At 66.6% G+C, this 23042-nt stretch carries 21 protein-coding genes; 10 read left to right on the top strand and 11 right to left on the bottom strand.

Annotated features, from left to right (window positions below; translation table 11 throughout):
- Positions 1–4 precede the first annotated feature (4 nt).
- Positions 5–3247: an Rne/Rng family ribonuclease gene (locus AC5P8U_RS00910; RefSeq protein WP_447897375.1), complete on the bottom strand. Its 3243-nt coding sequence runs from the start codon at positions 3245–3247 to the stop codon at positions 5–7.
- 407 nt (positions 3248–3654) lie between these two features.
- Here AC5P8U_RS00910 and AC5P8U_RS00905 point away from each other — a divergent pair, with 407 nt between their 5' ends.
- Positions 3655–4629 (top strand): RluA family pseudouridine synthase, encoded by a 975-nt coding sequence (locus tag AC5P8U_RS00905; protein WP_049397926.1) that lies wholly within the window; start codon positions 3655–3657, stop codon positions 4627–4629.
- A gap of 347 nt (positions 4630–4976) precedes the next feature.
- Here AC5P8U_RS00905 and zupT read toward each other — a convergent pair whose 3' ends face one another.
- From zupT to AC5P8U_RS00890, 3 genes are all read right to left on the bottom strand, one after another.
- Positions 4977–5786 (bottom strand): zinc transporter ZupT, encoded by an 810-nt coding sequence (zupT, locus tag AC5P8U_RS00900; RefSeq protein WP_353080282.1) that lies wholly within the window; start codon positions 5784–5786, stop codon positions 4977–4979.
- Between the two features lie 98 nt (positions 5787–5884).
- The gene (locus AC5P8U_RS00895; protein WP_005417613.1) at positions 5885–6301 is read right to left on the bottom strand and encodes an energy transducer TonB; all 417 of its coding nucleotides are present in this window, start codon (positions 6299–6301) and stop codon (positions 5885–5887) included.
- Positions 6298–6648: a 4a-hydroxytetrahydrobiopterin dehydratase gene (locus AC5P8U_RS00890; protein WP_021203009.1), complete on the bottom strand. Its 351-nt coding sequence runs from the start codon at positions 6646–6648 to the stop codon at positions 6298–6300. The genes AC5P8U_RS00895 and AC5P8U_RS00890 overlap by 4 nt, the downstream gene beginning before the upstream one ends.
- A gap of 90 nt (positions 6649–6738) precedes the next feature.
- Between AC5P8U_RS00890 and AC5P8U_RS00885 the strand changes: the two genes are divergently transcribed.
- Both AC5P8U_RS00885 and AC5P8U_RS00880 read left to right on the top strand, forming a co-directional pair.
- Positions 6739–7338: an NfuA family Fe-S biogenesis protein gene (locus AC5P8U_RS00885; RefSeq protein ID WP_049417239.1), complete on the top strand. Its 600-nt coding sequence runs from the start codon at positions 6739–6741 to the stop codon at positions 7336–7338.
- A 10-nt stretch (positions 7339–7348) separates the two neighbouring features.
- Entirely contained in the window at positions 7349–9106 is a 1758-nt protein-coding gene (locus AC5P8U_RS00880; RefSeq protein WP_495213833.1) for a hypothetical protein, read from the top strand.
- A 131-nt stretch (positions 9107–9237) separates the two neighbouring features.
- Here the strand turns inward: AC5P8U_RS00880 and AC5P8U_RS00875 are convergent, their stop codons facing one another.
- Together AC5P8U_RS00875 and AC5P8U_RS00870 are read right to left on the bottom strand one after the other, a co-directional pair.
- On the bottom strand, positions 9238–9651 hold the full coding sequence (locus AC5P8U_RS00875) for a barstar family protein (RefSeq protein ID WP_072168363.1): 414 nt from the start codon (positions 9649–9651) through the stop codon (positions 9238–9240).
- A complete protein-coding gene (locus tag AC5P8U_RS00870) occupies positions 9651–10103 on the bottom strand; it encodes a guanyl-specific ribonuclease (RefSeq protein WP_061478000.1) in 453 nt (150 codons plus the stop codon). The genes AC5P8U_RS00875 and AC5P8U_RS00870 overlap by 1 nt, the downstream gene beginning before the upstream one ends.
- A 219-nt stretch (positions 10104–10322) precedes the next feature.
- On the opposite strand from AC5P8U_RS00870, the gene AC5P8U_RS00865 reads away from it, so the two are divergent.
- Complete coding sequence (locus tag AC5P8U_RS00865) at positions 10323–10934, top strand: superoxide dismutase (protein ID WP_005410310.1); 612 nt, start codon at positions 10323–10325, stop codon at positions 10932–10934.
- A 71-nt stretch (positions 10935–11005) separates the two neighbouring features.
- Here the strand turns inward: AC5P8U_RS00865 and AC5P8U_RS00860 are convergent, their stop codons facing one another.
- A complete protein-coding gene (locus tag AC5P8U_RS00860) occupies positions 11006–11854 on the bottom strand; it encodes an endonuclease/exonuclease/phosphatase family protein (RefSeq protein WP_072168362.1) in 849 nt (282 codons plus the stop codon).
- A gap of 162 nt (positions 11855–12016) precedes the next feature.
- Here AC5P8U_RS00860 and AC5P8U_RS00855 point away from each other — a divergent pair, with 162 nt between their 5' ends.
- Positions 12017–13582 carry a POT-type proton-dependent oligopeptide transporter gene (locus AC5P8U_RS00855; protein ID WP_439426295.1) on the top strand — a complete coding sequence of 522 codons (1566 nt, stop codon included), beginning with the start codon at positions 12017–12019 and terminating at the stop codon, positions 13580–13582.
- Between the two features lie 7 nt (positions 13583–13589).
- Positions 13590–14213 carry a rhomboid family intramembrane serine protease gene (locus tag AC5P8U_RS00850; RefSeq protein ID WP_005417591.1) on the top strand — a complete coding sequence of 208 codons (624 nt, stop codon included), beginning with the start codon at positions 13590–13592 and terminating at the stop codon, positions 14211–14213.
- Between the two features lie 48 nt (positions 14214–14261).
- On the opposite strand, the gene AC5P8U_RS00845 is transcribed toward AC5P8U_RS00850, so the two are convergent.
- Positions 14262–14423: a hypothetical protein gene (locus AC5P8U_RS00845; RefSeq protein ID WP_162911592.1), complete on the bottom strand. Its 162-nt coding sequence runs from the start codon at positions 14421–14423 to the stop codon at positions 14262–14264.
- Positions 14424–14631: 208 nt separating this feature from the next.
- Between AC5P8U_RS00845 and AC5P8U_RS00840 the strand changes: the two genes are divergently transcribed.
- Genes AC5P8U_RS00840 through cfa form a run of 3 tightly spaced genes read left to right on the top strand, consistent with a single transcriptional unit; the run spans position 14632 to position 16988 of the window.
- Entirely contained in the window at positions 14632–14934 is a 303-nt protein-coding gene (locus AC5P8U_RS00840) for a GNAT family N-acetyltransferase (protein WP_005417588.1), read from the top strand.
- A 37-nt stretch (positions 14935–14971) separates the two neighbouring features.
- A complete protein-coding gene (locus AC5P8U_RS00835; RefSeq protein WP_088496687.1) occupies positions 14972–15853 on the top strand; it encodes a DUF3298 and DUF4163 domain-containing protein in 882 nt (293 codons plus the stop codon).
- A gap of 19 nt (positions 15854–15872) precedes the next feature.
- Positions 15873–16988, top strand: coding sequence for a cyclopropane fatty acyl phospholipid synthase (gene cfa, locus AC5P8U_RS00830; protein WP_072168359.1), 1116 nt, complete (start codon positions 15873–15875; stop codon positions 16986–16988).
- A gap of 127 nt (positions 16989–17115) precedes the next feature.
- Here cfa and AC5P8U_RS00825 read toward each other — a convergent pair whose 3' ends face one another.
- Positions 17116–19284, bottom strand: coding sequence for a M3 family metallopeptidase (locus tag AC5P8U_RS00825; protein WP_353080284.1), 2169 nt, complete (start codon positions 19282–19284; stop codon positions 17116–17118).
- A gap of 130 nt (positions 19285–19414) precedes the next feature.
- Between AC5P8U_RS00825 and AC5P8U_RS00820 the strand changes: the two genes are divergently transcribed.
- Complete coding sequence (locus AC5P8U_RS00820; RefSeq protein ID WP_053497833.1) at positions 19415–19894, top strand: glutathione peroxidase; 480 nt, start codon at positions 19415–19417, stop codon at positions 19892–19894.
- A gap of 94 nt (positions 19895–19988) precedes the next feature.
- Here AC5P8U_RS00820 and AC5P8U_RS00815 read toward each other — a convergent pair whose 3' ends face one another.
- Together AC5P8U_RS00815 and AC5P8U_RS00810 are read right to left on the bottom strand one after the other, a co-directional pair.
- Positions 19989–20768 carry a ferredoxin--NADP reductase gene (locus AC5P8U_RS00815; protein ID WP_049439380.1) on the bottom strand — a complete coding sequence of 260 codons (780 nt, stop codon included), beginning with the start codon at positions 20766–20768 and terminating at the stop codon, positions 19989–19991.
- A 79-nt stretch (positions 20769–20847) separates the two neighbouring features.
- Complete coding sequence (locus AC5P8U_RS00810) at positions 20848–22719, bottom strand: ABC transporter ATP-binding protein (RefSeq protein ID WP_151355322.1); 1872 nt, start codon at positions 22717–22719, stop codon at positions 20848–20850.
- Positions 22720–23042 lie beyond the last annotated feature (323 nt).

Here is a 23042-nt window from a genome sequence, read left to right as displayed (position 1 = left end):
GCGATCAGTTCGCCGGCGGCGTGCGCTTGGCGCCTTCTTCGTCTTCTTCGTCGGCCTTGGCTTCGGCCGCCTGGGCTGCCGCATCGGCGTGGCCATCGGCGACCGGATCGATCGACGGTGTCACCACTGCATCGGCGACCGGGGCCGCAGCTTCCACCGGTGCAGCTTCAACTGCCACCGGAGCGACCGGCTGTTCGGCCACCGGCGCGGTCTCGACGACCGGCTTGGCTTCAACCACCGGAGCAGCCTCAACGATCTCCGGCTTGGCTTCTGCCACCGGAGCGGCTTCGGTAGCGGCCGGCTTGGCTTCAGCCACCGGTGCAGCCTCGACTGCCGCCGGCTTCGCTTCGATCGCCTGAGTGACTTCAGCCACCGGGGCTGCTTCCACCGCGACCGGCTTTGCTTCGACCGCCGGTGCGGCAACAGCCACCGGTTGCGCCGGGGTTGCTGCGTCGATGGCATCGAGCATGCTGGTCTGCACCGGCGAGGACACCGGCTCTGCCTTGGCCGCGGCTTCAACCGCCGCCGGCACTTCGGCGGTGATCGGTGCGGCAGTCTCGACCACGGCGCTGCTCACCACCGCCACCGGTGCGGCGACAGCAGCGGCGGCAGTACGGACCGGCTTCTCGGCTTCGACAGCAACCGGTTCGGCTTCGTCATCGAAATCGAATTCCGGCTGCGCACGGGTCGGCTGTGCGGCGGCGACCGGAGTGGCCGGGGCGGCACTGTCGACGTTCGGCTCGACGCCCTCGGCGTCATCACCCTCGTCACCCTCGTCCTGGTCATCGCCCAGGCCGTCACCACCGGCAGCGTTCTCGGCGCCACCGCGACGACGACGACGGCCGCCACGACGGCCGCGACGGCGGCGGGTTGCACCTTCGCCAGCCTGCTCGCCATGGGCGTCGGCTGCAGTCTCTTCACCGGCAACCGCAACCACTTCGGCCTCGCCGGCAGCGGTCTCGACCGGCACTGCGTCCACCGGAGCGGCGGCCACCGGGGCAACCGGGGCGACCGGTGTAGTGGCTTCCTGCGCGGTCACCACGTTGGCGGCGACGGCGTTGGCGGCCACAGCTGCTGCCGCGGTCACACCTTCAACCGGGGCTTCGGCGACGCTGCGCTGCGGCTTCTCGGCCGGCTTGTCACCGTCCTGCTGCTGGCGCGGCTGCTTGGGCTGCTTCAGCTTCGGCTGATTCTGGTTCTGGCCCTGCTGCTCGTTGCGCGGCTTGTGCTGCTGCTGCGGCTGCTGCTGGCCATCCTTCTGCTGCGGTTCTTTCTGCCTGCCCTGCTGTGGCTGCTGCTGGGCATTGCCGTTGTTGCCGTTGCGGCCGTCCTTGTTGCGCTGCTCACCACGGTCCTTGCGGTTGCCGCCATCCTTCTGCTGCTGCGCGTTGCCGTTGCCACCGTTGCCACGGTTTTCGTCGCGACGGTCCTTGCGATCCTTGTTGCGATCCTTGTTGCGGTCCTTGCGACCACCGTCCTGCTGCTGGCGCGGAGCCGGGGCGGCCGGAGCCGGCGCCGGCGCCGGCTCGCCACCGAACACGCGCTTGAGCCAACCGATCACGCCGCCGCTCGAAGCCGGCGCCACGGGCGCTGCCACGACCGGAGCCGGAGCGGCTGCAGCCGGAGCCGCTTCCTCGCGCACCGGGGCGGGAGAGGTGTGCTTGACCTGGGTCACCGCCGGCGGCGGGATGTTCAGCTGGCCCTTGGTCAGGGCGTGCACCGGCAGCTTGCGCGGGGTGCCGCGCTGGTAGCTGGGCTTGCTGCTCTCTTCACCGAGCTCGTTCTCACGCAGGCGGGTGACCGCATAGTGCGGGGTGTGCAGCTGCTCGTCGGCGACGATCACGATCGGCGCTTCGTGGCGCTGCTCGATCTCGCGCAGGGCGCTGCGCTTCTCGTTCAACAGGTAGTTGGCGATCTCCACTGGCGCCTGGACCAGCACCTGCCCGGTGTTCTCCTTCATCGCGTGCTCTTCGGCGACGCGGATGATTGACAGCGACAGGGACTCGACGCTGCGCATGCGGCCGTGGCCGTCGCAACGCGGGCAGACGATCTGGCTGGATTCGCCCAGGCTCGGGCGCAGGCGCTGGCGGCTCATTTCCAGCAGGCCGAAGCGCGAGATGCGGCCGACCTGCACGCGGGCACGGTCGTACTTCAGCGCGTTGGCCAGGCGATTCTCGACCTCGCGCTGGTGCTTGTTGGAGGCCATGTCGATGAAGTCGATCACCACCAGGCCGCCCAGGTCGCGCAGGCGCAGCTGGCGGGCCACTTCCTCGGCCGCTTCCAGGTTGGTCTGGAACGCGGTGTCCTCGATGTCGCTGCCCTTGGTGGCGCGCGAGGAGTTCACGTCGACTGCGGTCAGTGCTTCGGTCTGGTCGACCACGATCGAGCCACCCGACGGCAGGCGCACGTTGCGCTCGTAGGCACCTTCGATCTGCGACTCGATCTGGAAGCGGTTGAACAGCGGGATGTCGTCCTTGTAGTGCTTGAGCTTGCGCAGGGTCTGCGGCATCACCTGCTGCATGAACTCGCGGGCGTGCTCGTACATCTCCTCGGTGTCCACCAGGATCTCGCCGATGTCGGCGCGCAGGTAGTCACGCAGGGCGCGCACGATCAGGCGCGATTCCTGGTAGATCAGGAACGGGGCCGGCTTGCTCAGTGCGGCTTCGGCGATGGCGCGCCAGACGTTGAGCAGGTAGTCCAGGTCCCACTGCAGCTCTTCCGCATCGCGACCGACGCCGGCGGTACGGATGATCACTCCCATGTCGTCGGGAATGTTCAGCTTGTCCAGGGCCTCCTTCAGCGCGGCACGGTCTTCGCCCTCGATGCGGCGGGACACGCCGCCGGCGCTGGGCGAGTTCGGCATCAGCACCATGTAGCGGCCGGCCAGCGAGATGAACGTGGTCAGGGCGGCGCCCTTGTTGCCACGCTCTTCCTTGTCGACCTGGACAACGATCTCCTGACCTTCCTTCAGCAGCTCGCGGATGCCGGCCTTGTTGTGGTCGACACCGGCCTGGAAGTAGTCACGGGAGATTTCCTTCAGCGGCAGGAAGCCATGGCGGCCACCGCCGTACTCGACGAAGGCGGCTTCCAGCGAGGGCTCGATGCGGAAGATCCGGCCCTTGTAGATGTTGGACTTCTTCTGTTCCTTCGACGGCTGTTCGATGTCGATGTCATACAACGACTGGCCATCCACGATGGCAACACGCAGCTCTTCAGCCTGCGTGGCGTTGATCAGCATTCGCTTCATTGTTGCGTTCCTCGCAAGCGGCTACCGCGCGGAACGCCATGGGGTTTCGCCTCTGGACACGGCTCGCCGCCCATTCGCGCAAGCGCGGGGAGGGCGGCTTGGGTTTCCAGCGCTACGACACCACGGCAGGCCGCGGGAGCGCTTCACTCTTATGGGTTTTGGGTGTTGCAGGGCCGCAGGCAGCTGTCAGCCAGGCTGGAGCGCCACGCGGGACATGTTCAGCACGGTTGCGTGTCAGGCATCCGGCGATGGCCGGGAAGGCCGGTGAGCCGCTAACATGGCCGCCCCGCGGGCGGTGGTCGCGCACTGTGCCGGATTCGTCGGAAGCTGGGCTTCTGGCCCTGAGTAACTTCCAACGAAATCAATCCCTTATCTCGCCCCCCGAGTGTAACAGAATAAACAGCCTGATGACCGCCCAAGACCCGACCAAACCCGCTGGCGACAAGCCTTCCGTGCGCATGATCACCGTTCCCGCCGACCGCGCCGGCCAGCGTCTGGACAACTTCCTGCTCGGCCAGCTGAAGGGAGCCCCGCGCAGCCTGGTGTACAAGCTGGTGCGCAGCGGGCAGGTTCGGGTGAACGGCGGCCGCGCCAAGGCCGAGCGCAAGCTGGAGGCGGGCGATGAGGTGCGTGTGCCGCCGGTCCGTCTCAGTGAGGAAGGAGACAAGGCCGGCCCGCCAGAGGCGTTCATGCGGCGCCTGGAGCAGGCCATCGTCTTCGAGGACGCCCGGCTGCTGGCCCTGAACAAGCCCTCCGGCGTGGCCAGCCATGGCGGCAGCGGCATCAGCTTCGGTGCCATCGAGACTCTGCGCGCGTTGCGCCCGGGACAGACACTGGAGCTGGTCCATCGGCTGGATCGCGACACCTCGGGCCTGCTGATCGTGGCCAAGAAGCGTTCGGCGCTGAGCGAACTGCAGGCGCTGTTGCGTGAAGACCACGGCGCCGGCATCCGCAAGCGCTACCTGACCCTGCTGGCCGGCCGCATGCCGGACGGCGTGATGACCGTCGACGCGCCGCTGCACGTGGGCCTGCGCCAGGGTGGCGAGCGCCATGTACAGGTCAATGCGATCGGCAAGGAATCGATCAGTCACTTCCGGGTGCTGGAGCGCCGCGGCGGCCAGTCGTACTGCGAGGTGCGCATCGAAACCGGCCGCACCCATCAGATCCGCGTGCATGCCCAGCATCTGGGCCATCCGGTGGCCGGTGACGACAAATACGGCGATCCTGCGGTCAACAAGCGGCTTCGTGAGCAGATCGGGCTGAAGCGCCTGTTCCTGCACGCGGCCTCGCTGGAGTTTGCACTGGACGACGGCAAGAGCCCGTATGTGCTGAACGCGCCGCTGGCGGATGAGCTGGTCGAGGCGCTGGACCGTCTGCGCTGACGGCGGTTCGGCGGCGCCGGGTGCTCGGTCGGCGCCGTCGCTTCCCTGCGGAGAGTGGGCTTGTCACTTTCTTTGCTCGTGGAAAGAAAGTAACCAAAGAAACACGCCGCCATCCGCGAGCCGGCGCCGCGCGCCGGTGCCCTGCGCTCCTCGGTCCGCCGAGGGACGGCGCGGAACTCGCTGCGCTCAGACACCCGCGCCTCTTCGCCCTCGCCGGACCTGCGGTGCTCGGCTCGCTACAAGGCGGACCCGGACATCCGCAGCGTAGGCCCATACCCGCCCGTGACCTCTCGATACTGTGGGACGTACCAGCCGCGAAGGGGCTCAGCCCGTCGGCCGCAAACCCCTCACCATTTGAACAGCACCAGGCTGATCGCCAGCGTGCCCATGCCCGCCACCAGCCCATAAACGGTCTCGTGGCCCTTCGCATAGCGCTTGGCGGCCGGCAGCAGCTCGTCCAGTGCCAGGAACACCATCACGCCGGCAATCAGCCCGAACAACCAGCCGAAGGTGGCGTGCGACAGCGACCCGGACAGCAACCAGTAGCCGAGCGCGGCGCCCACCGGCTCGGCCAGGCCCGACAGCAGGCTGGCGCTGAACGCATAGGCCTTGTTCTGGGTGGCGAAGTACACCGGCACCGCGATCGCGATGCCCTCGGGGATGTTGTGGATGGCAATCGCAAAGGCCAGTGGCATGCCCACCGACGGGCTTTCCAGCGTGGCGAAGAAGGTCGCCAGCCCTTCCGGGAAATTGTGCGCGGTGATCGCGACGGAAGTCAGCAGCGCCACCCGCTTCAGGTACTCGCGGCTGTTCTCGCGGAACGCGGGATCCTGCTTGTCCAGGCTGTCATGCGGGTTGGGAATGAAGTGGTCGATCATCACGATCACGATCACGCCCAGCAGGAACGCGAGGGTGCCGTAGGTGAAACCGGTGCGCTCGCCATGGGCCAGTGCGAACGAAGCAATGGACTTGTTGAGGATTTCCGACAGCGACACATAGACCATCGCGCCGCCGGCGAAGGCCAGGCCGAAGGCCAGCAGGCGCGGGTTGGGGCGGCGCGAGAACAGCACCAGCAGGCTGCCGATCGCAGTGGCGAGGCCGGCCGCGAGGGTGACCGCCAGCGCAATCCAGATGTTTTCGGGGGGAATCTGCAGCATCTACCGACGCAGTCCTGGTCAACAGACAACCGCCCCGGACAGGACCGGGGCGGCGAGGGCGAGGCGGGCGCCGGCTGGCCTCGTCGGGTTGCGTGCGATCAGCCGCCGCGGCGCAGGCGCTCTTCAATGGCGAAGCACTGGTCCGGCTTCGGCTGCGGCGGGTTGAAGCTGACCGGCACCTGGATGGTGGCCGGCACCGGCTGGCCATTGCGTGTCGCGGCCTTGAACTGCCAGCCCTGCACGGCGGTTTTGGCCAGTTCGTCCAGCTGCGGGTTGCCCGCGCCAGTCAGCAGGGCGACCTCGCTGGGCTTGCCGTCGGTGCCGATGGTCACCTTGAACGTACTGGTGCCGCCCACGCCCATGCAGGCCAGTTCAAGCGGGTACTGCGGCGGCGGCGTCTTCACTGCTGCGACTTCGGTCGGCGGTGGCGGCGGTGGTGCCGGCGGTTCGGACGAGCCGCAGCCGGCCAGGCCGGTCGCAGCGATCAGGGACAGGCTCAGCAAGCGTACGTTCATGGGAGTTGCTCCGTCAGGGCCGAAGTCTTTGCCGCGCAGATGAAGTCGTTCTCGCTCAGACCGCCCACGTCATGGGTGGAAAAGCGCACGACCGCGCGGTCGTAGTGCACGCCCAGGTCCGGGTGGTGGTCCTCGCGATGGGCAATCCAGGCCAGCGCGTTCACGAAGGCCATGGTGGCGTAGTAATCCTTGAAGCGGAAGGTGCGCGTCAGGGCCTGCCCGCCCTCGCTCAGCTCCCAGCCGGGAACCTGCGGCAGCAGTTCGGCCAGGCGGGCTTCGCCGAGCTTGTGGTCGCTGCCTTTGCGTGGCACGCAACGGGCCTGGGCCAGTGGAATCAGGTCGGCCATGGGAATCTCCACCTCGTGTTGACTGAACAATGCGCCGGACGGTGTATAAACCGAATGAGCGGCTGACGCTTACTTGGCTAGAATAGCCTGATGATCCAGATCTCCGACACTGCCCAGACCCATTTCCGCAAGCTGATCGAACGCGAGGGCGTGCCTGGCATGGGCGTGCGCCTGAGCGCGGTCGACCCCGGTACCCCGCGCGCCGACGCCCGGCTGGAATTCGCCGAACCCACCGACCTGCTGGGCGACGAGTGGGCGGTGGACTGCGATGGCTTTACCCTCTATGTCGATGCCGGCAGCGTTGGCTGGCTCGACGGCGCAGAGATCGACATCGTCGCCGGCACCGCCGGTGCCCAGCAGTTGACCATCAAGGCGCCGCGCATCAAGGGTGAAGCGCCCGGTGATGCGGCCTCGCTGGTCGAGCGCGTGCACTGGGTGGTGGAGAACGAAGTCAATCCGCAGCTGGCCTCGCATGGCGGCAAGGTGGCCGTGCAGGAAGTCTCGGCCGACGGCGTGGTGCTGCTGCGCTTCGGTGGTGGCTGCCAGGGCTGCGGCATGGCCGACGTGACGCTCAAGCAGGGCATCGAAAAGACCCTGATGGGCCGCGTGCCGGGCGTGACCGCCGTGCGCGACGCGACCGACCACGACAGCGGCCACGCGCCGTACATTCCGCGCGACAACGTCGCCTGATCGCTGACGCGTGCCTCTGACCCGGGCCGAGCAACTCATCGATCTGCTGCTGGCCCGCCAGCAGCCCCGCGCCGTCCTTGAGAAGACCACGCGCCTGCCTTATGGCTGGGCGTTGTGGCTGCGCTCGCTGGGGCCGCTGCCGCGGCCGTTGCATGCCGGCGAAATAATTGCGGTGTTGCTGCCGCGTCCGCTGCCCGGCCGGCCAGGCCAATCGCCGCAGCTGTCGCTGTGGCAAGCGTTGCGCCGTCTGTTCTGGCAGGACTGGGACGCTGCGCCGCGCGACCAGCGCTGGATGCGCTGGACCTCGGCACTGATCAGCGCACTGCTGCACCTGCTGTTCTTCATGCTGCTGCTGTGGGTGGCGGTGATCCGCACCACTGCGCCAGACGAAGAGGGTGCCGAGGGTGAGCGCGTGCAGGTGGAGTTCGTCGGCCGCGCGACCCAGGAAGGCGGGGGCGATCAGCCAGGCGCCGAAGTCGCTGCGGCCGCTGCGGCAGGTCGGGTTGCGACGGGGCAGCAGACGGGTGCCGCCACAGCTCCTGCCCCGCACCCGGCGGCTGCCGAAGCCGCCGCATCTTCCCCTGCATCCGCGCCGACCGCCAGTGTTCCTCCGCCGCCAGCCGAAGCCGAGCCGGCGCCGGTTGCCGCGCCGCCGCCTTCACCGGTCCAGGCCACCGAGGTGGCGCAGGCCAGCACGGATTTCGTGGTGCCGCCGGTCAGCGTGCCTCGAACCGAAGTCAGCGTCGTACCGCGTGACAGCACGCCCGTTGTGCGCGAGCGCAGCGTGCAGCCGGTGCAGGCGCCGCCGACGCCAAGCCAGATGCGCAGCCCGGAACTGGCCGTGCGCACGCCGCAGGTGCGTGACATCCAGGTGCGCGAACGCGAAGTCAGCATCGTCGAAGCGCCCGTCGCACCCAAACCGCTGCGCAGCCCTGAAATGCAGGTGCGCGTGCCACAGCAGGACGTGCAGGTGCGTGAACGTGAAGTGCAGGCCGTGGCCGATCCGCAGGTGCGGATGGCGGCGGTGGCCGGGCGTGAGCCCGCCGTACGCGCGCCCACCGGCCGTGATGTACAGGTGCGGGAGCGTGAAGTGGCCCCGGCACCGGCGGCGGCACCGGCATCCTCCAGTGGCAGTGCCTCCGTGACGCCTGCGGCTGCGGCGCAAGGCAGCGCGGCGCAGACGAGCAGCAGCACGCGTCCGTCGGCCTCCAGCAGCACGGCAAACGCCGGAGCGCGCCCGGCGCCCAATCCAGGCAACTGGGCCACGCCTGCCAAGGGCGACGACTGGGGTTCATCCAGCCGTAACCGTAACGGTGCCAGCAGTGGCGCCCGCCAGGCCAGCACTGCCGGCAAGGGCAATGGCCTGTTCAATGCCGATGGCAGCGTGCGCGTGCCGGGCCAGGACGGCGATGGCCACGCCGAGCGCGGTGCGCCCGGTGGCGCCAACGACGGCTGGAGCAAGGAGCGCATCGCGCAATCGGGCACCTGGCTGAAGCGCCCGCCCTACGACTACACGCCGACCTCGTTCGACAAGTACTGGGTGCCGCAGGAATCGCTGCTGGCCGAATGGGTGCGCAAGGGCGTCAAGGCGATGGAGATTCCGCTGCCGGGCACCAACACGAGGATTTCCTGCGTCATTTCGATCCTGCAGGCCGGCGGTGGCTGTGGCCTGACCAACCCCAACATGCAGGACCAGCCGGCCGTGGCACGGCCCCCGCCGGACATCCCGTTCAAGAAGGAACTGCAGGAAGACAACGGGAGCCGCTAGGACGGCGCATCCACGCATGGCGTGGATCTACTGTGCATCCAGCTGCGCCGGGTAGATCCACGCCATGCGTGGATGATCCATGGGGGGCACGCCCATGCCGACCAAGGTCAGCCTCTATCAGGGCGTTGCCCTTACGCGCTCTGCGACAGGAACACCCAGAACGGCACATCGCGACCGACCCAATCGCGGCTGGCTTCATCCATCACGTCCAGCAGGGTGTCGAAGTCCTTCTGTGCGGCGGCGCGCAGCGCGTCCACATCGCACAGGAACAGCGCGTAGCCGTTGGCCGGCAGCCATTGCAGATCACGCAGGTTGTCCGACAGTGCATCCCAGTTGCCGCCGAAACCGGCCGGGAAATCCAGTTGCGCGGCGAGCCGGGCGAGCAGGGTGCGCTTGTCCGTCACGCCTTCCAGATCGATGCGGATCACCTTGAGGCTGGCATCGCGCATTGCTGCGGCCAGTGCGCCGATGTCATCGCTGTCGATGGCATAGACGCCGGCATTGTTGATGTCATGCAGGCCGAGGCCGAAATCATCGTGGCTCATCACTGCGCTCCCTGGGCCGGTACGGTGAAGCTGCGGAACGATTCGTAGTGGTCGTCGGTGTAGTACCACGCCTCCGGCGGATCGCCGCCGGTGACGATGCGGCGCGTGCCACGCGTGCGTGCACCGGGGGTGTCGACGGTGTACTCGCGGTAGTAGCCACGCGGACGTTGTGGCAGCTGCTGCTCGCGGTTGCCGAAGGTAGTGCCGTCCTGGCGGTGCGGGAATGGACCGCCTCGCTGGATCAGGGCAATGGTCTGGCGTGCTTCGGTGGGCAGGAACGCGGGCAGGCCGTTGTCCCGTCCGGGCGTTGCCGTGGCAGGGGCCCGTGCGGTCGGTGTTCCCTGCAGGTCCGGTGCGAACTGTGGCGCCGGCGGCCGCTGCAGGAAATGGTTGGCGACCAGGCCGAGCAGCAGCAGGGCGATGGCGGTGATCAGCAGCCGGGGGTTGCGCATGGGCAGGGGCGGGCGAGGGTGGTGCACGCACTGTAGCGCCTGCGCGCTGCATGGCGCATGAGGAGGGTGCCGCGTCACTGCTGCGTAACAATTGCCGTCGTGCTCACTGGCAGGACGCAATTTCCTTTACATCCCCCTTGGTAATCTGCGGGTCTGTCCCCATCATTCACGGCGCACCGCCCGACATCGTCGGGTGCCCTCGCAATCAGGAGATGCATCATGGCCTACACCCTGCCCAAGCTGTCCTACGCCTACGACGCGCTGGAGCCGCATATCGATGCGGCGACGATGGAAATCCATCACACCAAGCATCACCAGACCTACATCAACAACGTCAACGCGGCGCTGGAAGGCACCGAATACGCTGACCTGCCGGTCGAAGAGCTGGTGAAGAAGCTCAAGTCGTTGCCGGAGAACCTGCAGGGTCCGGTGCGCAACAACGGTGGTGGCCATGCCAACCACTCGCTGTTCTGGACCGTGATGGCCCCGAACGCAGGTGGCAACCCGGTGGGTGACGTGGCCAAGGCCATCGACAAGGACCTGGGCGGTTTCGACAAGTTCAAGGACGCCTTCACCAAGGCGGCGCTGACCCGTTTCGGCAGCGGCTGGGCGTGGCTGAGCGTGACCCCGGACAAGAAGGTGGTGGTCGAGAGCACCGGCAACCAGGACAGCCCGCTGATGGAAGGCAACACTCCCATCCTCGGCCTGGACGTGTGGGAACACGCGTACTACCTGAAGTACCAGAACCGCCGCCCGGAATACATCGGCGCGTTCTTCAACGTCATCGACTGGAATGAAGTCGAGCGCCGTTACCAGGAAGCGATCGCCTGATCGCGGCGACGGGATGAGTGGAAAGGCCGGGGGAGACCCCGGCCTTTTCTGTTGCAGGATCCCGGCACGACCTATTCCGCCGTGGCCGTAGCGTCCTGCAGGCGCAGGGTTGCCAACACGCCCAGGCGCAGTCCGGGCAGGTCGCCGTCGGCGGGCAGCAGGATCGGCTGCTGGCGGATGCCGCCGAAGTGCTTGACCTGGAACAGCACGTCCAAGCCGTGGCCACTGGCGCCGCCGCCACTGGCCGCAGGCGGCTCGGGGCGGCCGCCGGGATTGCGCCGTGCCGGCTGGAAGCCGGGCGTGCTCCGCACCAGCTCCACCGTGCTGGCCGAAAAGTCGCCCGCGATCAGGCTCGGCATGCCTTCGGCGGTGGCGCCGATCCAGGTCATCAGGTCGCTGGTCTGGTGTTGGCGGGCAGTGGCCTCGTCCGGGTCCGGGCGCAGCCGCGCCACATAGATGTTGACCAGCGCCTCGCCCAGCTTCAGCCGCATCATGCCGGCCGCACTGAAGGTGCCGGGAGGATGCAGCAGGGTCACGCCGTCCTCGCTCACCGGCAGCCGGGTCAGCATGGCGTTGCCATGGCGCAGTGGCTGGCTGGGTGGGTCGGCGGTGACGAAGTCGCAGCTGTAGCGCAGCCGGCTGGCCAGCCAGCAGGCCGGGTTGCGGCCTTGCTGCTGCAGCACCTGCTGCACCGAGATCACGTCCGGCTGCAGGTCGGTCAGCAGTTGTGCGACCTGCTCGCGGCGCTGCTTCCATTGCGCGTCATCGCGGCTGGGCAGCTCCAGCGCGGCTACCGTCAGCTGCCGAGGTTCGCTCTCACTGGCAACGGCGGCCGGCGCCTGTGGTCGTGCCTGCGCCTGCAATGCCAGCAACAGCGCAAGGCAGCTGAGCAGGAGGCGGGCGGGGGCGAGGGGGCGCATAACGATAAGTTTACGCTTTTGCCGTGCAGGTGCCGTGACTTCCGGCAGGGCCTGCACTGCCTGCCACGGATTGGCACCGTTGTCATGCAGCCCTGCAGCGTGCTTCGCAAGCCCCGGTTCCGGTAACCTTGCGCCTTTCGCTTTGCAGGAATGCCTTACAGGATGAGCCACGACGCAGTCGCCCCCATCGCCGGCCAAGGAAAGATGCCGCGCCAGATTCCGTACATCATCGGCAATGAGGCCTGCGAACGGTTCAGTTTCTACGGGATGCGCAACATCCTGGTGCAGTTCCTGATCACCTCGCTGCTGCTGCAGGAAATCACTGCGGAAGGCCGTGCCGGTGAAGCCAAGGACATCATGCACAGCTTCATGATCGGCGTGTATTTCTTCCCGCTGCTCGGTGGCTGGCTGGCCGACAGGTTCTTCGGCAAGTACCAGACGATCCTCTGGTTCAGCCTGGTCTACTGCGCCGGCCACCTGTGCCTGGCGCTGTTCGAGAACAGCCGCGAGGGCTTCTTCCTCGGCCTGGGCCTGATCGCGCTGGGTGCCGGTGGCATCAAGCCGCTGGTGGCCTCGTTCATGGGCGACCAGTTCGACCAGAGCAACAAGCACCTGGCCAAGATCGTCTTCGACGCCTTCTACTGGATCATCAACTTCGGCTCGCTGTTCGCCTCGCTGCTGATCCCGCTGGCACTGAAGAACTGGGGGCCGCAGTGGGCGTTCGGTATCCCGGGCATCCTGATGTTCATTGCTACCTTCGTGTTCTGGCTGGGCCGCAAGCGCTACGTGCTGGTGCCGCTGCCGCCGAAGGATCCGCATTCGTTCGCCAACGTGGTGCGTACCGCGCTGACCACGCGCGTGGCCGGCCAGGGCCGTCCGGGCCTGGTGATCGCCGTGCTCGGCCTGGCGCTGGCGGCGGCCTCGTTCGGCCTGGTCGGCTCGCTGGGCATCGTGATCTGCCTGTGCCTGGCGCTGGTGGCCATCCTCGCCGGCATCGGTGGCGGTACCTGGTTGCAGCTGGACCGCGCCCGTGGCCAGCATCCGGCCGAAGCCGTGGAAGGCGTGCGCTCGGTGCTGCGCGTGCTGGTGATCTTCGCGCTGACCACGCCTTTCTTCTCGCTGTTCGACCAGAAGGCCTCGACCTGGGTCCTGCAGGGCCAGCAGATGCAGATGCCGAGCTGGTTCACCGCCTCGCAGATGCAGGCGCTGAACCCGCTGCTGGTGATGATCCTGATTCCGTTCAACAACCTGGTGCTGTACCCGGCCCTGCGCCGCTTCGGCTTTGAGCCGACCGCGCTGCGCCGCATGACCGCCGGCATCGCCTTCAGCGGCCTGGCCTGGATCGTGGTCGGCGGCATCCAGGTGGTGATGGACGGCGGCAACGCCATGTCGATCTTCTGGCAGATGCTGCCGTATGCGCTGCTGACCTTCGGTGAGGTGCTGGTCTCGGCCACCGGCCTGGAGTTCGCCTACAGCCAGGCGCCACAGGCGATGAAGGGTGTGGTGATGAGCTTCTGGAACCTGACCACCACCATCGGCAACCTGTGGGTGCTGCTGTCGAACGCTGCCGTGCGCAACGATGCCGTGACCCACAGGATTGCCAGTACGGGCCTGAGCGAAGCGGCGTTCCTGATGTTCTTCTTCGCCGGTTTCGCCTTCGTCGCGGCGTTGGCCTTCGGTTGGTACGCGAAACGCTATCGTATGGTCGACAACTACCGTAGCGCCTGAGCCTGACATGACCCCCGTCAATCTGCTGTTGATCGCCATCACCGCCATCCTGTCGTGGATGGCGTTCAACAACCGCAAGCTGGCCGATCGCCTGATCCTGTGGCCGCCGGCCGTCGACCGCCATCGCCAGTACGACCGGCTGGTGACCTATGGCTTCATCCACGCCGACTGGTCGCACCTGATCTTCAACATGATCACCCTGTTCTTCTTCGGGGGATTCATCGAGAGCGTGATGGTGCAGCTGACCGGCAGCTACCTGACCTACCCGGCGTTCTACATCGGCGCGCTGCTGGTCTCGATCCTGCCCAGCTACCTGAAGAACCAGAAGAACCCGAACTACCTCAGCCTCGGGGCATCCGGTGCGGTGTCGGCGGTGCTGTTCGCCTTCATCCTGATCAAGCCGTGGTCGATCATCCTGGTGTTCTTCATCCCGGCACCGGCGATCATCTATGCCGCGTTCTACGTCGGCTACAGCATCTGGATGGACAAGCGCGGCGGCGACCGCATCAACCACAGCGCGCACCTGGCAGGTGCGGCGTTCGGCGTGATCTTCATGCTGGCCATGCAGCCGAGCATCTTCAACCACTTCCTGCGCGAACTCTCCAACCCGACCTTCCGCCTGGGCGGCTGAAGCGTGCCGGGGTCGGATCCTGTGGATCCGGCCCCGGCGTATCCGGTTTCAGGCCTGGGTCGTGTGGCCGTAGGTATCCAGCAGGCGGGCGAATACTTCCTCGCCGATGCGCTGGAAATCCTGATCCTCGGTCTGCCCTTCCACCGCCAGTTGCAGCAGGCCCTCCAGCAGGGCGCGGTCGGTATCGGAATGGGAATCGCTGGCGTGCATGGGAGCCTCCACGGTGGTGCGCATGATCAACGGTCGCAAGGGTCGTGCCAGCCTGGCCGTACCCCGCCATAGGCGATAGCGGCCGGCGACCCTCCAGCTTGAGGGCGAAAACTGACGTGAATGGACTGGACTTGCCCCTGTTCAGGCTTCACGCGATCATGGCGCCCGGCTGCGCACCATCCACGCAGTCGCCGCAGGAGACAGTTCCATGGCTTCGGTCACGCCCCCCGGTCTGGCCTACGAGGTCGAACACGACCTGGCCAACCACCGCTTCACCGCCCGTGTGCGAGGACAGCTGGCGGTGCTGGACTACCAGATCAAGCGCAAGCGCATGGTGATCACCCACACCGAGGTGCCCGAGCCGATCGCCGGCCGTGGCATCGCCGGTGAGCTGACCCGCGTGGCACTGCGTTTCGCCCGCGAGCAGAAGTACAAGGTGGTGCCGGCATGTTCCTACGCCGAGGCTTTCCTGCAGCGGCACGAGGAGTACCACGACCTGCTCGTTGGCTGAGTGCCAGCGGGCCACGCTTCAGCCATGGCAGGCGATGATGTACAAACATGAACAGGGGATCCCGATGAAGATTGGAAACAACCGGCCACTGCACGTCAGCGTGCTGGCCGGCGTGGTGGGCGTGCTGTTGCTGGCCGGTTGCCAGCGTGAAAGCGAGCCGACGCCGGTGACCGACGCGGCGCCCGCCGCCGAAGCCACCGCCGCCGGCGAGACGCCAGCCACGGAAGCGCCGCTGGACCTGCGCGACGTGATCGAAAACAACGAGCGTGAGGTGGTGGGCATCAGCTACCCGGCGGGTATCGACCGCTACCCCGGCCTGGCGCGCGCGCTGCAGAGCTATGCCACCAGCGCACGCAGCGACCTGCAGCAGGCGCTGGACGGGCTGGGCAACGACAAGCCGACCATGCCCTACGAGCTGTCGCTGAGCTTCGAGAAGCTGCTGGAAACGCCGCAGCTGGTGGTGGTCAGTGCTGATGGCAGCCGCTATACCGGTGGCGCCCATGGCGAACCGCTGGTGGCGCGCTTCGTGTGGCTGCCGCAGCAGCAGCAGATGCTCAGCGCCGACAAGCTGGTGGCCGATGCCAAGGGCTGGAAAGTGATCAGTGAGTTCGTCGCCGACCAGCTGCGCGAACGCGTGGCCACGCGGCTCAGCGGCGAGGACATGGACCCGGCCCAACTGCAGGAATCGCTGCGCAACGCATCGCGCATGATCGCCGACGGTACTGGCCCGCAGGCCGACAATTTCAGCCAGTTCCAGCCACTGACCGACGACAAGGGGCAGATCACCGCGCTGCGCTTTGTTTTCCCTCCGTACCAGGTGGGTCCATACTCGGACGGCACCCAGACCGCCGATGTACCGGCGGCGGTGCTGTTGCCGCACGTGGCCAAGGACTACGTGGAGCTGTTCGCACGCGGTTGACCGCAGTCGAGGAGGTGACGTGGATACAGGGTTGCAGGAGCGGGTCGCCGGCCTGCTCCACGAAGCCGGGGTCCGCATCGGCGGTACCCAGCCTCAGGACATCCAGGTGCATGACCCGCGCTTCTTCGCGCGGGTCATGGGCCAAGGCTCGCTCGGCCTGGGCGAGAGCTACATGGAAGGGTGGTGGGATGCGAACGTCCTGGATGAATTCCTCGCCCACCTGATGCAGGCGCACCTGGATGAACGGGTGCACGGCTGGCGCGAAGTGGCCGATGCGCTGAAGGCGCGCCTGTTCAACCTGCAGGCGGGGCAGGGCAGCTACGAGGTCGGGCGCCGTCATTACGACCTGGGCAACGATCTCTACCAGGCCATGCTCGGCCAGCGCCTGGTCTACAGCTGCGGCTATTGGCGCAACGCCGATGATCTCGACGCCGCACAGGAAGCCAAGCTCGACCTGGTCTGCCGAAAGCTGGGCCTGCGCCCGGGCCAGCGCGTGCTGGACATTGGCTGCGGTTGGGGCGAAGCGCTGAAGTTCGCCGCTGAGCGCTACGGTGTGAGTGGCGTCGGCGTGACGATTTCGCAGGAGCAGGCCGAGTTCGCGCGGAACCTGTGCGCGGGCCTGCCGATCGAGATCCGATTGCAGGACTACCGCGAGCTGGACGAACCGTTCGATGCGATTTTCTCGATCGGCATGTTCGAGCACGTCGGTGACAAGAACTACGCGGGCTTTTTCGAGGTGGCCAAGCGTTGCCTGTCGCCGCGCGGCCTGCTGCTGTTGCACACCATCGGCACCAACATCTCCCGGCATCGCACCGATCCGTGGATCGCGCGCTACATCTTTCCCAACTCAATGCTGCCGTCGGCGGCGCAGATCACCCGGGCGTTCGAAGGCCGTTTCGTGCTGGAAGACTGGCACAACTTCGGCACCGACTACGACCTGACCCTGCAGGCATGGCGGCGCAACGTGGAAGCAGCGTGGCCGCGGCTGGATGCGCACTACGACGAGCACTTCCGGCGAATGTGGCGCTTCTACCTGGCCGGGTCGATGGCCACCTTCCGCTGCCGGCATGCGCAGCTGTGGCAGCTGGTGCTGTCGCCGGAAGGCGTGCCGGGCGGGTACGTGGCGCCGCGATGAAGCCAGCGCGGGGTCGGAGACCCCGGGGTCAGATCCCTTTTCACAGAAAAGGGCTCTGACCCCAACCACAACAAAAAAACCGCCCGGTCTCCCGGGCGGTTTTCGTTTCACGCTAGCGCGCAGGCGATCAGTTGCCGGCGCCGGTCAGGCCACGCTTTTCCAGCAGCGGTTCGATCTGCGGCTCGTGGCCGGCGAAATCGCGGAACAGCTGCATCGCGTCGACGCTGCCGCCCTTGGACAGCAGGGTGGCACGGAAGTGGTCGCCGTTCTTGCGGCTCAGGCCGCCATTGTCCTTGAACCACTTCTGGGTGTTGGCATCAAGCACTTCCGACCAGATGTAGGCGTAGTAGCCGGCCGAATAGCCGCCCATGATGTGACTGAAGTACGGGGTCCTGTAACGCGGCGGAACCGGAGCGTAGTAGATGCCGTCCTTCTCCAGTGCGGCGCGCTCGAAGGCCATCACGTCCTTGGCTGCCGGCACCTGGTCCGGGCCGATCTGGTGCCAGCGCTGATCCAGCATGGCCGCACCCAGGTACTCGGTGGTGGCGAAGCCCTGATTGAACTTGGCCGCCGCCAGCACCTTGTCCAGCAGCGCCTGCGGCATCGCCGAACCGTTCTGGTAGTGCTTGGCGTAGTTCTTCAGGATGACCGGGTTGTCAGCCCACATCTCGTTGACCTGCGAGGGGAACTCGACGAAGTCACGCGGCACCGAGGTGCCCGAGAAGTACGGGTACTTCACGTTGGAGAACATGCCGTGCAGGGCGTGGCCGAACTCGTGGAAGGTGGTGTTCACCTCATCCCAGGTCAGCAGGGTCGGCTGGCCGGCCGGCGGCTTCGGGATGTTCAGGTGGTTGGCGACCACCGGCTTGAAGCCGGTCAGCTTGGACTGCGAGACGTAGGAGTTCATCCACGCACCACCGCGCTTGGAGGCGCGTGCATACGGGTCGAAGATGAAGATCGCCAGCTGGCTGCCGTCGGCATCGAACACGTCGTAGACGGTGACGTCATCGTGATAGACCGGCAGGTCGGTGCGCTGCTTGAAGGTCAGGCCGAATTCCAGGTTGGCGGCATGGAACACGCCGTTCTCCAGCACGTTCTTCATTTCGAAGTACGGCTTCAGCTGCGACTCGTCGAAGTTGTACTTGGCCTGGCGCACCTTCTCGCTGTAGAAGGCCCAGTCCCACGGTTCCAGCTTGAACGTCGGCTTGCCGGCCGCCTTCTGTTCCTGGTCGATCATCGCCTGCAGGTCGGCAGCTTCGCGCTTGGCGTTGGCCACGGCGGCCGGAGCCAGCTTGCCCAGCATCGCGTTGACCGCTTCGGGGGTCTTCGCGGTCTGGTTGGTCAGGTTGTAGGCCGCGAAGTTCGGGAAGCCCATCAGCTTGGCCTTGTCGGCACGCAGCTGCATGATGCGCGAGACCAGCGCGGTGTTGTCGAACTCACCGCCACGGCTGCCACGGCTGACCGACGCTTCGTATATCTTCTGGCGCAGGGCGCGGTTGGCCAGGTTGGTCAGCGGCGGCTGGCCGGTGGTGTTGAGCAGGGTGATCACGTACTTGCCGTCCTGGCCGCGGGCCTTGGCAGCTTCGGCGGCGGCGGCGATCTGCTCCTTGGACAGGCCGTCCAGCTCCTTGACGTCGTCGACAGTGATCGCCGAAGCGTTCACTTCCGACTGCACGTTCTGGCTGAACTTGGTACCCAGGTTGGCCAGCTCGGCGTTCATCTCCTTCAGCTTGGCCTTGTCGGCTTCGGACAGCTTGGCACCGGCGCGCACGTAGTTGTCGTAGTACTTCTCGACCAGGCGTACGCCTTCGGCGTCCAGGCCCAGCTGGCCGCGGGTGTCGTACAGCGCCTGGATGCGGGCGAACAGCTTGCCGTTCAGCGCGATCGCATCGCTGTGCGCGGCGAACTTCGCCGAGTAGTCGGCCTGCAGCTTCTTGCGGGTGTCATTGGTATCGGCACCGACCAGGCTGAAGAACACGGTGGTCGCACGGTCGAGGATGTCACCGCTCTTTTCCAGGGCGATGATGGTGTTGTCGAAGGTCGGCTTGGCCTTGTTGTTGGCGATGGCCTCCACTTCCTTCAGCTGCTGCGCCATGCCGGCGTCGAAGGCCGGGGCGAAGTCGCTGTCCTTGATCCTGTCGAACTGCGGATAATGCAGGGGCAGCGGGCTTTCGGCAAAGAACGGATTGGCCTGCTGGGCATGGGTGCTGGCAGCCGGGGTGACGGCGCCGGCCGAGAAGGCGGGCAGGGCAAGGCCGAGGGACATGGCCACGGCAAGGGCAAGGCGGGTGGTCAAGGCAGGAACTCCGGTAAGGCAAACAAGGGCCCGAGGGTAACCCGGCCGGCGGCGCCCGCACTTGTGTCAAAAGGCATGTTGCCGGCTCCGGGCGCGGGTACCATGCATTCACCGCCCACGGCCCGCCCTCATGACCAGCGCCTACGATTTCAGCTTCCGTGACCTCGACGGCCAGCCGCAGGCGCTGGCCCGTTATCAGGGCCACCCGTTGCTGCTGGTGAACGTTGCCAGCCGCTGTGGGTTCACCCCGCAGTACACCGGGCTGGAACAGCTGTGGCAGGACTACCGCGAACGCGGCCTGGTGGTGATCGGCTTCCCGTGCAACCAGTTCGGTGCGCAGGAGCCGGGGGACGCGGCGCAGATCCGGCAGTTCTGTTCGCTGGACTATCCGGTCAGCTTTCCGCTGTCGGAGAAGATCGAGGTCAACGGCGAGGGCGCTGATCCGTTGTGGGCCTGGATGACGCACGAAAAGCGTGGCCTGCTCGGCAGTGCCCGCATCAAGTGGAATTTCAGCAAGTTCCTGGTCGATCGCCAGGGGCAGGTGGTGTCGCGGCATGCGCCCACCACCCGGCCGGAGCAGTTGCGCAGCGCGATCGAAGCGCTGCTGTAGAGCCAAGCCCACGCTCGGCTGCTTTTCCGGCTGACTCCGAGAGCGCGCGCCGCGCGCAAGCCGAGCGCGGGCTCGGCTCTACAGATGCGATGGGTTATTTCTCGACGAACGCGCGTTCGAACACGTAGTGGCCCGGTTGGCCGATGCGCGGCGAAACCTGGAAACCCCGGGCATCGAGCACGGTGCGAAGGTCGGCCAGCATCTGCGGGCTGCCGCAGATCATCGCGCGGTCGTTTTCCGGGCTCAGTTCCGGCAGGCCGAGGGTGCGCTGCATCTCGCCGCTCTCCATCAGCTGGGTCAGGCGGCCCTGGTTGGCGAACGGCTCGCGGGTGACGGCCGGGTAGTACAGCAGCTTGTCGCCGATCATTTCGCCGAGGAACTCGTGCTCACGCAGTTCCTTCTCGAAGTAATCGCGATAGGCCAGGTCCTTCTCGTAGCGCACGCCGTGGCAGAGGATCACCTTCTCGAAGCGCTCGTAGGTTTCCGGGTCCTTGATGACCGACAGCCACGGCGCCAGGCCGGTGCCGGTGCCCAGCAGGTACAGGTTCCTGCCGGGATGCAGGTCGCTGATCAGCAGGGTGCCGGTGGGCTTCTTGCCGACCAGTACCTTGTCGCCCGGCTTGATGTGCTGCAGGCGCGAGGTCAGCGGGCCGTCCTGCACCTTGATGCTGAAGAACTCCAGTTGTTCTTCCCAGTTGGCACTGGCAATGGAATAGGCGCGCAGCAGCGGTCGCGCCTCGGTTTCCAGGCCGATCATCACGAACTGGCCGTTCTCGAAGCGGAAACCGCTGTCGCGGGTGGTGGTGAAGCTGAAGTAGGCATCGGTCCAGTGACGGACCTCAAGCACCGTTTCGGCGCCGAAAGCGGAGGACATGGGCGTATCTATCGAAAGTCGTCGGGGTGATTCTATCTCAAATGAGACAAGTTCTCATTGGGCGGAACGAGAGGCGTTCTCAGCGGTAACCCGCCGCCTGCAGCTCGAACAGCTCGGCATAGCGGCCGCCCTGCGCCATCAGCTGCGCATGGGTGCCGCTGGCCTCGATCCGGCCATCGGCCAGCACCAGGATGCGGTCGGCCATGCGTACCGAGGAAAAACGGTGGGAAATCAGTACTGCGGTGCGATTATCCGCCAGTTCCCTGAACCGCTGGAACACCTCGAACTCACTGCGGGCATCCAGCGCTGCCGTTGGCTCATCCAGGATCATCACCTGCGCATTGCGCATCCATGCGCGGGCAATGGCGATCTTCTGCCATTGGCCACCGGACAGGTCCACGCCCTGCTTGAAGCGGCGGCCGATCTGCTGGTCATAGCCGCCGGGCAGGTCGTCGATGACTTCCTCGGCCATGCCGCGTCGCGCCGCGTCAGCGATGCGTGCCTGGTCGTCCATCGCCTCGACTTGGCCGACGCCGATGTTCTCGCCGGCGCTGAGGTTGTAGCGCACGAAGTCCTGGAAGATCACCCCGAGGTTGGCGCGCAGGTCATCCAGGTCGTAATCGCGCAGGTCGCGGCCGTCGAGCAGGATGCGGCCTTCGTCCGGTTCGTACAGCCGCGCCAGCAGCTTCACCAGGGTGGTCTTGCCGGCGCCGTTCTCGCCGACCAGGGCCAGCACTTCGCCGGCGTGCAGCTGGAAATCCAGATGGCGCACCGCCCACTGTTCGGCATCGGGGTAGCGGAAGCCGACGTTCTCGAATACGAAGCCCTGGCGGATCGGTTGCGGCACGCGCACGGCCCCATCGCGCGAGTGGATTTCCGGCTGGATCTGGAAGAACGAGAACAGGTCATCCAGGTACAGCGCCTGGCTGGCCACCTGCGAGAAGCCGATCAGCAGGCCTTCCAGCAGCTGGCGCAGGCGCAGGAAGCTGCCGGCGAGGAAGGTCAGGTCGCCGATCGAGAAGTCCCCGCGCACCGTGCGCCATGCGATGTAGGCGTAGGCGGTGTAATACCCCAGCGTGCCCAGCGCAGCCAGCAGCGTGCCCCAGAACGCGCGGCGCCGTGCCAGGGCGCGGTTGGCCTGGAACAATGCCACCGACAGGCGCCGGTAGCGCTCCACCAGGAAGCGGTGCAGGTTGTAGATCTTCACTTCCTTGGCCGTTTCCACGCTGGCGCCCAGCTGGCGCAGGTAGTCGAGCTGGCGGCGCTCGGGCGTCCACTGGAAGTTGAGGCTGTAGCCGGCCGCGTTGAAGTGCGATTCGCCGATGAAGGCCGGCACCAGTGCCAGCGCCAGCAGCAGGATCAGCCACGGCGCGTAGACCAGCAGGCCGACGGCGAGGCTGGCCACGGTGATCGCGTCCTGCACCTGGCCGAACAGCTGGCTCATCAGGTTCATCCGGCCCATGGTCTGGCGCCGCGCACGGTCCAGCTTGTCCTGCAGGTCCGGGTCTTCGAAATCCTCCAGGTCCAGCGTCGCGGCGTGTTCCATCAGGCGGATGCTGGTGGCGTTGGCGAACAGTTCGGAAAGCAGAGCGTCGGCGTAGCTGACCAGCCGGCCGAGCAGGTCCGAGGCGATGGCCAGGCCGAATTCCAGTGCCAGCAGGCCCAGCAGTGGATTGAGCAGGCCGCTGGACAGCGCCTCGCCCAGCGGCGGGTAGCCGGCATCGTGCTGGCTCAGGTGCAGGGCGCTGTCGATGATCAACTTGCCGACGTACAGCATCGCCACCGGCAGCAGGGCACGGATCAGGCGCAGCCCCAGGCTGGCCAGGGTCAGCGCCGGACTGGTCTTCCAGACCATGCGCAGGAAAGGGGGCAGATTGCGCATCGCCCTGAAGCGCTGGCGCAGGCTGGGTTTCTTCGCGGCGGCAGCGCCAGCGGTGGGGGAAGCAGGCATGCGCGTATTGTGCGCGCCTGATACGTGCAGATGGGGTCAGTGCAGCCGTGTGGCCGGCACCGGGGTCAGATCCCTTTGCCACACAAAGGGATCTGACCCTCCCGTATCCATGCACGGCGTGGATCGACCGTGTCGACCACGGTCGACACCTACCAGCAGCTCCAGTGAACTATCGAAGGCGGGGTGGGTCAGGTCGCAGGGGCGTGAGCCGCATGGATGCGGCGACCGAGCTTACATGGACGTACTTGCAGCGTCCCCTGCGACCTGATCCACCCCGCCAACCCACAGTAGCGCCGGCTTTTGATGTTGCTCTGGTTGTTGCC

It is taken from the genome of Stenotrophomonas sp. YJH_SMC_81 (genome assembly GCF_059370875.1).
The sequence above is the reverse complement of the archived record's forward strand: the minus strand, read 5'-3'. Positions and strand labels throughout refer to the sequence as shown.

Excerpts from the sequence above, each read along its gene's own strand:
- AC5P8U_RS00885 (WP_049417239.1), top strand. The coding sequence starts at position 6,739 with ATGATCCAGATCTCCGACACTGCCCAGACCCATTTCCGCAAGCTGATC.
- AC5P8U_RS00875 (WP_072168363.1), bottom strand. The coding sequence starts at position 9,651 with ATGAGCCACGATGATTTCGGCCTCGGCCTGCATGACATCAACAATGCC.
- AC5P8U_RS00865 (WP_005410310.1), top strand. The coding sequence starts at position 10,323 with ATGGCCTACACCCTGCCCAAGCTGTCCTACGCCTACGACGCGCTGGAG.
- AC5P8U_RS00820 (WP_053497833.1), top strand. The coding sequence starts at position 19,415 with ATGACCAGCGCCTACGATTTCAGCTTCCGTGACCTCGACGGCCAGCCG.
- AC5P8U_RS00870 (WP_061478000.1), bottom strand. The coding sequence starts at position 10,103 with ATGCGCAACCCCCGGCTGCTGATCACCGCCATCGCCCTGCTGCTGCTC.
- AC5P8U_RS00895 (WP_005417613.1), bottom strand. The coding sequence starts at position 6,301 with ATGAACGTACGCTTGCTGAGCCTGTCCCTGATCGCTGCGACCGGCCTG.
- AC5P8U_RS00905 (WP_049397926.1), top strand. The coding sequence starts at position 3,655 with ATGACCGCCCAAGACCCGACCAAACCCGCTGGCGACAAGCCTTCCGTG.
- AC5P8U_RS00810 (WP_151355322.1), bottom strand. The coding sequence starts at position 22,719 with ATGCCTGCTTCCCCCACCGCTGGCGCTGCCGCCGCGAAGAAACCCAGC.
- AC5P8U_RS00910 (WP_447897375.1), bottom strand. The coding sequence starts at position 3,247 with ATGAAGCGAATGCTGATCAACGCCACGCAGGCTGAAGAGCTGCGTGTT.
- AC5P8U_RS00855 (WP_439426295.1), top strand. The coding sequence starts at position 12,017 with ATGAGCCACGACGCAGTCGCCCCCATCGCCGGCCAAGGAAAGATGCCG.
- AC5P8U_RS00890 (WP_021203009.1), bottom strand. The coding sequence starts at position 6,648 with ATGGCCGACCTGATTCCACTGGCCCAGGCCCGTTGCGTGCCACGCAAA.
- AC5P8U_RS00850 (WP_005417591.1), top strand. The coding sequence starts at position 13,590 with ATGACCCCCGTCAATCTGCTGTTGATCGCCATCACCGCCATCCTGTCG.
- AC5P8U_RS00815 (WP_049439380.1), bottom strand. The coding sequence starts at position 20,768 with ATGTCCTCCGCTTTCGGCGCCGAAACGGTGCTTGAGGTCCGTCACTGG.
- AC5P8U_RS00845 (WP_162911592.1), bottom strand. The coding sequence starts at position 14,423 with ATGCACGCCAGCGATTCCCATTCCGATACCGACCGCGCCCTGCTGGAG.
- AC5P8U_RS00835 (WP_088496687.1), top strand. The coding sequence starts at position 14,972 with ATGTACAAACATGAACAGGGGATCCCGATGAAGATTGGAAACAACCGG.
- AC5P8U_RS00860 (WP_072168362.1), bottom strand. The coding sequence starts at position 11,854 with ATGCGCCCCCTCGCCCCCGCCCGCCTCCTGCTCAGCTGCCTTGCGCTG.
- zupT (WP_353080282.1), bottom strand. The coding sequence starts at position 5,786 with ATGCTGCAGATTCCCCCCGAAAACATCTGGATTGCGCTGGCGGTCACC.
- AC5P8U_RS00840 (WP_005417588.1), top strand. The coding sequence starts at position 14,632 with ATGGCTTCGGTCACGCCCCCCGGTCTGGCCTACGAGGTCGAACACGAC.